At 40.7% G+C, this 11,473-nt stretch carries 6 protein-coding genes; 5 read left to right on the top strand and 1 reads right to left on the bottom strand.

Annotated features, from left to right (window positions below):
* Positions 1-28 precede the first annotated feature (28 nt).
* Complete coding sequence (locus ACKPCE_RS03925; protein ID WP_319504266.1) at positions 29-1,555, bottom strand: pectate lyase; 1,527 nt, start codon at positions 1,553-1,555, stop codon at positions 29-31.
* A gap of 195 nt (positions 1,556-1,750) precedes the next feature.
* Between ACKPCE_RS03925 and ACKPCE_RS03920 the strand changes: the two genes are divergently transcribed.
* From ACKPCE_RS03920 to ACKPCE_RS03900, 5 genes are read left to right on the top strand one after another with little or no spacing between them, the layout of a single operon-like run.
* Positions 1,751-3,694, top strand: coding sequence for a glycoside hydrolase family 97 protein (locus ACKPCE_RS03920; protein WP_319504265.1), 1,944 nt, complete (start codon positions 1,751-1,753; stop codon positions 3,692-3,694).
* 15 nt (positions 3,695-3,709) lie between these two features.
* Positions 3,710-6,151, top strand: coding sequence for a glycoside hydrolase family 31 protein (locus ACKPCE_RS03915; RefSeq protein WP_319504264.1), 2,442 nt, complete (start codon positions 3,710-3,712; stop codon positions 6,149-6,151).
* 45 nt (positions 6,152-6,196) lie between these two features.
* Positions 6,197-8,716 carry a glycoside hydrolase family 31 protein gene (locus ACKPCE_RS03910; RefSeq protein WP_319504263.1) on the top strand — a complete coding sequence of 840 codons (2,520 nt, stop codon included), beginning with the start codon at positions 6,197-6,199 and terminating at the stop codon, positions 8,714-8,716.
* Between the two features lie 26 nt (positions 8,717-8,742).
* On the top strand, positions 8,743-10,071 hold the full coding sequence (locus tag ACKPCE_RS03905; protein WP_319504262.1) for a glycoside hydrolase family 43 protein: 1,329 nt from the start codon (positions 8,743-8,745) through the stop codon (positions 10,069-10,071).
* A 27-nt stretch (positions 10,072-10,098) separates the two neighbouring features.
* Positions 10,099-11,451, top strand: coding sequence for a glycoside hydrolase family 43 protein (locus ACKPCE_RS03900; RefSeq protein ID WP_319504261.1), 1,353 nt, complete (start codon positions 10,099-10,101; stop codon positions 11,449-11,451).
* The last annotated feature ends 22 nt before the right edge of the window (positions 11,452-11,473 follow it).

The following is an 11,473-nucleotide window of genomic DNA, read 5'->3' as shown; positions in this document are numbered from 1 at the left end:
GTTAAATAGATTTCTGTTTACTCGTTAATTATTCACTGACTAAACTATTTATGTATACTTCGAGGTTTGTGTATCCTTCTTTATTTAGATTCGTTTTATACCCATCTGAAGCATCTTTACTATTTAAACCGTGCTTCATTTCCCAGCTGTCGGATATTCCATCTTCGTCAGTGTCTTTTATATTAGCTGCGGTAGTTCCCCCGTTTGTTAGTACCGGCCAGGGATTGGTTGTTCCTTCGGGTGTTGCATCAGAGGGCATATCTATCAGCCCTGGAGAATCTTTTGCATTTGGAGTCACACTTCCTATGTACTGTGCTGTACCCGTTTGGGTTTCACGAATAATTCTTTTGTCTATGAGGTCACGTTGGATGGAACAACCGGCTTTTTTTAATACGAGATTATATGCTTCTTCTGCCCCATGAGTCGTAATGACGTCTGCAAACAATGGCTCTGATAAACGCATGTCTTGTTTTACTTGATCTGTAAAGGTGTTGTCGCAAGCATTCTTGTCTATTTGTTCGTAAATACCTTTTGTCCAATTGTCACGACTGACTTCGGGGTGTCCCTCAATAACATTTCCTGTTACATAAAATTTTCCCCAAACGTGTTCCATAGGGTTCCAGACGTTAGGACTTCCATCTGCTCGATGACAGTATTTTGTTGTACGAACTCCTATTGAGGCTATGCGATAGCGAATTGGTTGATTTTTGGGTGTAGCCGGACCGGGTTTGTAATAGTTGTTAACGATATTCACTTTCATTCCTTCTCCTCCATAACATCCGTTACCCGCCCAGTTGTAGAATACATTATTGCGCATATCTACATGTTCACGTTGTTGGGTGCTTGGGCGTGGTCCGAGTCGGGGTACCCGACTTTCGTGGTGAGCTAGTAAGTTATGGTGGAAAGACGCTTTATCTCCTCCCCATATTGCGCCGTAACCATGTCTTCCCTTAGCATGTCCCGCTGTGCGAAGACTTTCAGAAATCAAACACCACTGTACTGTTAGATTTTCTCCTCCGTAAACAGAACAGCATTCGTCTACAGACCAACTAATGGAGCAATGGTCAATAATTACGTTTTTACAATCCGTACTGCCTAGTCCGTCAGGTTCACCTCCTCCTTCGTTGCCAACACGAAAACGTAGATAGCGAACTATAATATTATCAGCCTGAATGGTAACCGGATAGCGTGCAATGCAAATTCCTTGTCCGGGTGCCGTTTGTCCGGCAATGGTTAAATCACCACTTACAATTCTTAAATTGTTATTTAGAAAGATTGTTCCAGCAATATCAAAGACGATTGTACGTGCTCCTTTCTGCATAACTGCATGACGTAAAGTGCCTTTTTCTAGTCCATCTTGTAGTGTAGTGACATGATACACTTTTCCACCGCGTCCACCAGTGGCATATCTACCAAAGCCTTCTGCACCGGGAAAAGCAACTAAGTTAGATGCGGTAGCTTTACACACGCCTCCCCATATCAATAATAGAAAGAGTATTTGGATGAGATATTTATCCGAAAAAGTTTGTATCGGGCTATTTACTTGTCTATTCATAGTATTCTTGAGATAACTTCAAGGTGCAAAAATAGACTGCGAAAATCATAAATTAGGGGAATATTTATCGGAAAAGGTGCATTTAGACGGAATCTCGTAACGTCACAAAAGAAACATGTAACACCTCTTTGGACTTACTCTTCAAATAGCTACTATATTTGTCTCTCTATTTTTAGTATAATGAAAAACAACAGTATGAAAAAGCTATTTTTAGTGATGACATTGCTTCAGGTGTTTACAATTTGTAATGCTGAGAAGAAAGAGTTTAAAAGCCCTGACGGCAGATTATTAGTGGTGGTTTCCGACGAAAATGGTTCCCCGTCATATTCAGTTAACTACAATGGTATCCTTTTCCTGAAACCGTCTCCGTTAGGATTACGAACAAATATCGGTGATTTTTCTCATAACATGTATTTTGCCGGAGATGTAAAGACGTCGGCTATTGATGAAACTTATAAGTTGCGCAACATTAAACAAAGTAAGGTTCATTATACCGCTACAGAAGCTGTTTGCTCATTTATGCAACAAGGAAAACGCATATTTGATGTTGTATTTCGTATCAGTAATAAGGATGTAGCTTTTAAATATAAGATATTCTCTCAAGGTGAAACCCATAGTTGTGTCGTTCAAGAAGAAGTTACCGGGTTTGTGCTTCCTGAAGGCACAACAACTTTCCTTTGTCCGCAAAGTAAACCAATGGGTGGATTTGCTCGTACATCTCCCAGTTACGAAACTCCTTATACGGTAGATGATGCTTTGGGCAAAAATGGCTGGGGTGAAGGTTATACGTTCCCATGCCTTTTCAAGAATGGTAATAAGGGATGGGTTTTGATCTCTGAAACAGGAGTGAACGGCAGCTATTGCGGAAGTCGTTTACTTGGAAAGACTGATGGATTATACACCATAGGTTTTCCTCAAACAGGAGAGTGTAATGGTAACGGCACTGTTGCACCGGGTGTTGCATTGCCGGGCGAAACTCCCTGGCGAACAATTACAGTAGGCGAAACATTGGCTCCTATTGTGGAAACCACAGTTCCTTTTGATGTAGTCAGTCCGTTGTATGACGCTTCAAAGGAATATGTATACGGCGGTGGCTCGTGGAGTTGGATTATTGGAATGGATGGTAGCACTGTTTACGATGAGCAAATCCGTTATATTGATTTTTCTGCGGCAATGAAATTCCAATCGGTATTGATTGATGCACTTTGGGATACACAAATTGGACGTGATAAAATTGCAAAACTAGCGCAATACGCTGCAAGTAAAGGAGTAGCTCTTTATCTGTGGTATAATTCTAATGGTTATTGGAATGATGCTCCTCAGTCGCCTCGTGGCTTTATGGACAATGCCATTGCGCGACGCAAAGAGATGAAATGGATGCAAAGTATTGGGATTAGGGGCATAAAGGTTGATTTCTTTGGTGGCGACAAACAGCATACCTTGCAACTGTATGAAGATATTTTGGCTGATGCCAACGAGTATGGACTGCTTGTTGTGTTCCATGGATGTACTTTACCTCGGGGCTGGGAAAAAATGTATCCTAATTTTGCGTCTGCTGAAGCGGTACTAGCTAGTGAAAATCTTCATTTCTCTCAAGGAAGTTGTGACAATGAAGCGTTTAACGCCTGCCTGCATCCTTTTATTAGAAACACTGTGGGCAGTATGGACTTTGGAGGAAGTGCCTTAAATAAATATTATAATTCGAACAACGCTCCAAGAGGTAGCCGTAGGGTGACTTCCGATGTTTTTGCATTGGCTACTGCTGTTTTGTTCCAGAGTCCGGTTCAGCATTTTGCCTTGGCTCCTAATAACTTAACGGATGCTCCTTCATGGGCCATAGATTTTATGAAGCAAGTTCCTACTACATGGGATGAAGTACGTTACATTGACGGTTATCCTGGAAAATATATTATTTTAGCACGTCGCCATGCCGATAAATGGTATATTGCGGGGGTTAATGCTCAAAAGGAATCTCTGAACGTTAAAGTTCATTTGCCAATGATACCAGCCGGCGAATCTGTACAGATCTATACCGATAACTTGCAGTTGGAAGGTAGTATAAAGCAAGTCAAAATGAATAAAAAACAGGAAGTTCAGTTATCAATACCTTGTAACGGTGGATTTTTGATTGTAAAATAGATTAATCATAATACGATGAGAACATGTAGCTTATTTCTTATTTTGTGTTTGGGAATGTCAACTCTGTTGGCACAAGATTACCAAAAGACATCATCAGGTATCAAAACTTCTCAAGGAGGTATTGATCTGGAATTGCAATTTATTACACCATCTGTAGTAAGAGTAGTGAAAGCTCCGCAAGGTCATGTGTACACTAAAGAGAGCGTCTCTGTAATAGTTAAACCTCAAAAGGTTAATTTCCAAACGACAGCGAAAGATGGCCAAATTATATTGATTTCCAGATCTATTAAGATTTGTGTGAATACTCAAACAGGGGCAATCACTTACCAGACTAGTAAGGGTGAAACTTTATTGACGGAAAAAGAAACAGGTCCAAAGTTTATTGACTTCAACGATGCAGGAGTAAAAACATATACTGCTTACCAACCTTTTCTGCTAGATAAAGAAGAGGCTATTTATGGTTTGGGACAGTTGCAAAACGGAAAAATGATTCAGCGAAACATGACCAAGAATCTGATTCAAGGTAATGTTGAAGATGTATCTCCTTTCTTTCAGTCAACAAAAGGCTATGGACTTTTTTGGGATAACTATTCTCCCACGCTTTTTACTGATAATGAATCTGAAACATCTTTCCGTTCTGAGGTAGCTGATTGTATTGATTATTATTTTATGTATGGCGCCAATGCTGATGGTGTAATTTCACAAATGCGCTACCTGACTGGAGAGGTGCCTATGTTTCCGTTATGGACATACGGGTTTTGGCAAAGCAAAGAGAGATACAAAAGTCAAGAGGAAACTGTAGGGGTTGTTAAGAAATACCGTGAATTAGGAGTGCCTCTTGATGGAATCATACAAGATTGGCAATATTGGGGGAATAATTATCTTTGGAATGCAATGGAGTTTAAAAATCCGTCATTCAGTGATCCTCAAAGAATGATTGACGAGGTGCATAACATGAATGCTCACATGGTTATTTCCATATGGTCTTCATTCGGTCCAATGACCAAGCCTTACAAAGAAATGGAAAAGAAGGGCATGTTGTTTAATATTTCAACTTGGCCTCAATCGGGTCTTGAGACTTGGCCGCCCGAGATGGATTACCCTTCCGGGGTACGCGTATATGACGCTTATAATCCCGAGGCTCGCAATATCTATTGGAAGTATCTGAATGAAGGTATCTTCAAAAAGGGAATGGATGGTTGGTGGATGGACTCAACAGAACCTGATCATCTCGACTGGAAGCCTGAAGATATGGATACTAAAACTTTTTTAGGTTCTTTTCGTAAAGTACGGAATATCTATCCTCTAATGACGGTTGGAGGAGTGTATACTCATCAGCGTGCGGTGTCAAATGATAAACGTGTGTTTATACTTACGCGTTCAGGTTTCGTAGGCCAACAGCGTTATGGAGCAAACGTATGGACAGGTGATGTGGCTTCTACTTGGGAGAGTCTTCGTAACCAGATACCGGCAGGACTGAACTTCTCTCTTTGTGGTATGCCGCATTGGAATAGTGATATTGGCGGTTTTTTTGCTGGGCATTATAACAAATCATGGAATGATGGGTCAGGTTCTAAAAACCCCATGTTTCAGGAGTTATATGTGCGTTGGTTGCAATTTGGTGCATTTACACCCATGATGCGTTCACACGGTACAGATGTGCCGAGAGAAATTTATAATTTCGGTGTGAAAGGTGAGCCTGTGTATGATGCCATTGAAAAGATGATAAAATTGAGATATTCATTGTTGCCTTATATTTATTCTACCTCATGGGACGTTACAAACAATCAGTCGACTTTTATGCGGGCATTGGTCATGGATTTTGTTGACGATAAAAAGGTATGGGATATTAATGATCAATATATGTTTGGTAAGTCACTACTTGTAGCTCCTATTGTTCATGCACAATATACGCCTGAAAAGGCAGTCAAAGTTTCCGAAGAAGAGGGCTGGAACAGAGACTCTTCAAAGAAGGTTGGAAATAATGCCCTAACTAACTTTGCTGAAACAAAAACGACTAAGTTATATCTTCCGGCTGGTGCTGTTTGGTATGACTTTTGGACAAATCAGAAACAGGTGGGTGGTCAGGAAATAACGAAAGAAACAAGCCTTGATGCCATTCCATTATTTGTAAAGGCAGGTAGTATTATTCCGATGGGCCCCGATGTGCAATATGCTACTGAAAAATCGTGGGATCAGCTCGAACTACGTGTTTACACTGGTGCTGATGGCTCTTTTACCCTATATGAAGATGAATTCGATAATTATAACTACGAAAAAGGAGCATATGTTGAAATACCCATGAAATGGCATGATTCTGGTCGTAAGTTAACCATTGGAAACACTAAAGGGAGCTATCCCGGTATGCTAAAGAATAGAACTTTAAAGGTTATTCTACAAGATGGAAAACAGAAAATAGTTCATTATAACGGGAAGAAAGTGACGGTTTCATTTTAATTTGAGGCTTGTTGTCTGCGTGTTAATTTCTAAATTATAAGATCAATGAAGAAGTTGTTAATTCGAGCTTTCATACTAAGATCGACTGTCGTGTTACTAGGGCTAACAAGTGTAACAAGCCTTTCTTCCCAAGTCATTCAATCAACATTTTCTGCTAATGGCATCTCTTGTACTTTAAAGGAAGGAATGTTGCAGGTTGATTTTGTGACTCCGGATATAGTAAGGGTGCAATACACGAAAGAGGCTAAGTTTGTTGGGAACGGAACAGATGTTTGTGTCCCTCGTAACCAAGAGAGGGTTCGCTTTTCTCATCGGAAAGAGGCGCAACATTTTTGGCTAAAGTCGGATAGTTTAATTGTCAAGGTAGATATTCGTACAGGGGCTATTTCGTATTTTGATACGAATGGTTCAGCTTTGTTGCGTGAAGATGCTATGATTCCAAGAGTCGGCACTAAAGTGTTCACGGAGCGAGTTACTTATGATGAGGCGTCAAAGCGAGTAGAAAAAACAGCTAATGGCGATATAGAGGTTAAAACGGTATTGACTCGCGACACAGTGGGGGCTAGTTGGAAGTACAAGATGAACTTTCGCTGGATGCTTTCGGAAGCACTTTACGGTCTGGGATCGCACATGGAAGATTATATGAATCTGAAAGGAAAAGAACTGTATCTGTGCCAACATAATCTCAAAGCGATGGTTCCGGTGATCAACTCAACAGCCGGTTACGGATTATTGTTTGATGCCGGATGCAGTATGCTGTTTCGAGATACAGAAGAGGTGGGCTATGTGGAACTGGAGGCTGCCAAGCAGATAGACTATTATTTTATGAAGGGAAAGACAATGGATGCTGTGATTGCCAATTATCGTCTGCTAACGGGTAAATCGCCCATGATGCCTCTTTATCTTTTTGGCTATATTCAATCAAAAGAACGGTATGTGAGTTCGGATGATTTAATAAACACGTTAAAGCTGTTTCGTCAAAAACAGATTCCTGTTGATATGATTGTTCAGGATTGGAATTATTGGCCTGATGGTCAGTGGGGGCGTATGAGCATGAACCCGACCTTTTATCCTGATAAAAAGAAGCTGACCGACGAAATTCATGCGATGAATGCTAAATTAATGATTTCAATTTGGCCTAATGCGGTGAATAGTCCTCAAACTGATGATTTTAAACAGAAAGGACTGCTTTTCAACGGCACAACTGTTTATGATGCATTTAATCCTTTGGGAAGAGACTTGTATTGGAACTATGCAAACAAGGAATTCTTTAGTAATGGCTTTGACGCTTGGTGGTGTGACTCATCTGAACCATTGGACGCTGATTGGAAATTTATGGATGCCAGTTATGGTCCGGACAGTCATGAGAGGCGTTGGAAACTGAATACAGAGATATTGAGTGATGCTTTAGGAGCGGAGCGTAGTCAGTTGTATTCTTTGTATCACGCCATGGGCATTTATGAAAATCAACGTGTCACAAATGCATCCAAGCGAGTTGTTAATCTCACTCGGTCTAGCTATGCGGGGCAGCAACGCTTTTCAACCATTACTTGGAATGGAGATACACATGCCACATGGAAGTCTTTTGCACAAATGATTCCTGCCGGACTGAATTTTATGGCTACCGGTTGCCCCTATTGGTCAATAGATATTGGTGCCTTTTTTGTTAAAAAGGGCCCTCAATGGTTTTGGAAAGGTGATTATGACAAAGGAGTGGATGATATGGGATATCGCGAATTATATACACGAATGTTTCAGTTTGGAGCATTTCTTCCGGTTTTCAGAAGCCATGGGACTGATACACCTCGTGAAGTATGGCGCTTTGGTAAGCCGGGCGATCCTTTCTACGATAGTTTGATAAGTATGCTTCACTTGCGGTATCGCATGCTTCCGTATATTTATTCTTTAGCCGGAAAGGTGTATCGTGAAAGTTACACAATGACACGGGCCTTGTCTTTTGATTTTTCTTCAGATGCAGGTGTCGCTGATTTGAAAGACGAATTTATGTTTGGCCCCTCCTTCTTAGTTGCTCCGGTTACGAACCCAATGTATTTCACAACTAATTCTACTCCTCTGGAGAATGCAGATAAGAGTCGTCGTGTTTATTTGCCTTTAGGTGCAGATTGGATTGATTTCTGGACGGGAACAGCTTTAAAAGGGGGGCAATGGGTTAAAGCTGACGCTACTATTGATAAAATCCCTTTGTTTGTAAGGCAGGGGGCAATTATTCCTATGGGACCAGTTATGCAATATACATCTGAAAAAAAGGATGGCGAATGGGAAATACGCATTTATCCGGGTGCCGATGGTTCGTTTACTGTATATGAAGACGAAGGTGATAATTACAAGTATGAACAAGGTTCCTGTTCTACCTATCGCTTAGACTGGAACGACAAACAGAATACATTAACAATTTCTGATCGTAATGGTACGTTTCCAGGGATGCCAACCTCCCGTAAATTACGATTGGTAAAGGTTGGCAAAGGCTCCGGAGTTGGGATAATAGAAACTGCTAAGGAACAATGTATTGAATATAACGGCCGTAAATTGGCAGTGAAATTATAAATAAAATCAACCTATATTAATACCGAATGAAGAAGTTATTTTTATCAGGCTTGTCATTGCTATTGGCTTTGACTGCCACAACGGGAATTGCTCAGAATCCCATTATTCAAACGAAGTACACGGCAGATCCGGCTCCTATGGTTTATAATGACACGGTTTTTCTATATACAACTCACGATGAGGATGATGCCGAAGGATTTAAGATGCTTGATTGGTTGCTCTACACCTCTACGGATATGGTTAACTGGACAGATCACGGAACTGTGGCATCTTTGAAAAGCTTTGAATGGGTGAAACGAGATAACGGCGCTTGGGCAGAACAAGTTATTGAACGTAATGGCAAGTTCTACATGTATTGCCCCATACACGGCAATGGAATAGGGGTCTTGGTTGCTGATAGTCCTTATGGTCCATTTAAAGATCCTCTAAATAAACCTTTGGTATGGCAAAAAGAACATTGGGATGATATTGATCCTACAGTGTTCATTGATGATGATGGTCAGGCTTATATGTATTGGGGAAATCCCAATGTTTATTATGTAAAGCTCAACGAGGACATGATTTCCTACTCAGGTGATATTGTTAAATTGAGCGAACGCCCGAAACATTATCAGGAAGGTCCCTGGACATATAAACGTAACGGGCATTATTACATGGCTTTTGCTTCTACTTGTTGTCCCGAGGGGATTGGTTATGCAATGAGTAATACACCTACCGGTCCTTGGGAAACCAAAGGATACATTATGCGGCCTACAGAAAAATCCAGAGGCAATCATCCAGGAATCATTGATTATAAAGGGAATTCTTATGTATTTGGGTTAAATTATGACTTGCTTCGAAGAGAAACGCCTGAGCATCGTGAACGGCGTTCTGTTTCAGTTGCTAAAATGACTTATAATCCGGACGGAACAATCAATGAAGTTCCTTATTGGTCAGAAACGAAGCTCGAACAAATAGGCTCTTTCAATCCTTATCGGAAAGTACAGGCTGTGACTATGGCTTGGGGCTATGGGCTAAAAACGGAACAATCAGCAAATAATAAAATGTACCTCACTCATATTGATAACAATGAATATTTGTGCGTTCGTGGTGTTGATTTTGGAGCGAAAGGTGCTAAGAAATTTATAGTTAACGCTGCATGTGATAGCATGGAAGGTCTTATTGAAATTCGTTTGGATGGTGCTGACGGACCATTAGTTGGAACGGTTAAGGTGAAGCCTAGTGGTAGTTCTGATAAATATGAACTGATGTCATGTCCCATAAAAGGAGCCAAACAGATACACGATCTGTACCTATGCTTTAAAGGCAAAAAGGCAAATGATTTATTCAAACTCGATTATTGGGAATTCAAATAATTGATATGCATATTTAAAGTTATCGAAATGAAACACAAATCTTTCTTATTATTGTTTTTATTTATGTTTGCATTAAAGGGTTTTTCTCAGAATCCTATCATTCAAACATTATATACGGCCGATCCGGCTCCTATGGTATATAACGATAAGGTTTATCTATATACGACTCACGATGAAGATGGTTCCACTTGGTTTACGATGAATGATTGGCGACTTTACACAACAACAGACATGGTAAACTGGACTGATCACGGAGCTGTTTTAAAATATACGGATTTTAGCTGGGGTAAAGCAAACGCCTGGGCTGCCCAATGCATAGAACGCAACGGCCGTTTCTACATGTATGTTCCGTTAACGGGACAAGACAACCAAGGTGCTATTGGTGTGGCAGTTGCCGACAGTCCTTATGGTCCTTTTATAGATCCGTTGGGTAAACCACTTGTTAAAAGCGGGAAAGGTGATATTGACCCTACTGTATTTATTGATGATGATGGTCAAGCGTATCTTTACTGGGGAAATCCAAACTGTTATTACGTCAAACTGAATGAGGATATGATTTCGTATAAAGGAGATATTGTAAGTGTCCCCATGACAGTAGAGTCTTTTGGCAAGCGCGAAGGAAATCCAGAAAGAGCTACGCTTTACGAAGAAGGACCTTGGCTTTACAAACGCAATGGATTGTATTATCTTTTATTTGCTGCCGGCCCAATTCCCGAGCATTTAGGCTACGCAACTAGTAACAGCCCAACTGGTCCTTGGAAATACGGTGGAGTATTAATGCCTGCTGAGGGACGTAGTTTTACCAATCATCCAGGGATAATTGATTTTAAAGGTAACACTTATCTTTTTTATCACAATGGGGCTTTACCCGGTGGAAGCGGGTTTACTCGTTCAGTCTGTGTTGAAGAACTCGCAATAAACAAAGATAAGTCATTGCCTCAACTAAAGATGACGAATGGTGTTTCGAAACCTTTGGGAACACTGAATCCTTATGTGAAGACAGAAGCGGAAACGATTGCATGGTCCGAGGGCGTTAAGTCCGGCCATGATCAGCGTGTGGGAGTCTTTGTTACTGCAACAGCAAACGGTAGTTACACGAAAGTAAGGAACGTAGATTTTCAGAATACTGTTGCTAGAAGCTTCATAGCCAGAGTAGGGACAACCCACAATGGCAACGTTGAAATGGAAATCCGGTTAGATAAGATCGATGGGCCACTAGTTGGTACAATTAAGGTTCCATGTACTGGAGGCAGTGATCGATGGGCTTTGATTGAGACGCATGTTACTCCTATAACAGGAGTTCATGATGTTTTCTTTGTTTTCAAAGGAAGAGCTGCCAGCAACATTATGTATTTTGATTATTGGAGGTTTACGAAATAACAGTTAGAAAAAGAGAACCGTA

Origin of the sequence: Bacteroides graminisolvens (assembly GCF_963666085.1) — a bacterium.
Classification (GTDB): domain Bacteria; phylum Bacteroidota; class Bacteroidia; order Bacteroidales; family Bacteroidaceae; genus Bacteroides; species Bacteroides graminisolvens.
Note: the sequence above shows the minus strand (reverse complement) of the source record. Positions and strands in the feature narration are given on the sequence as shown.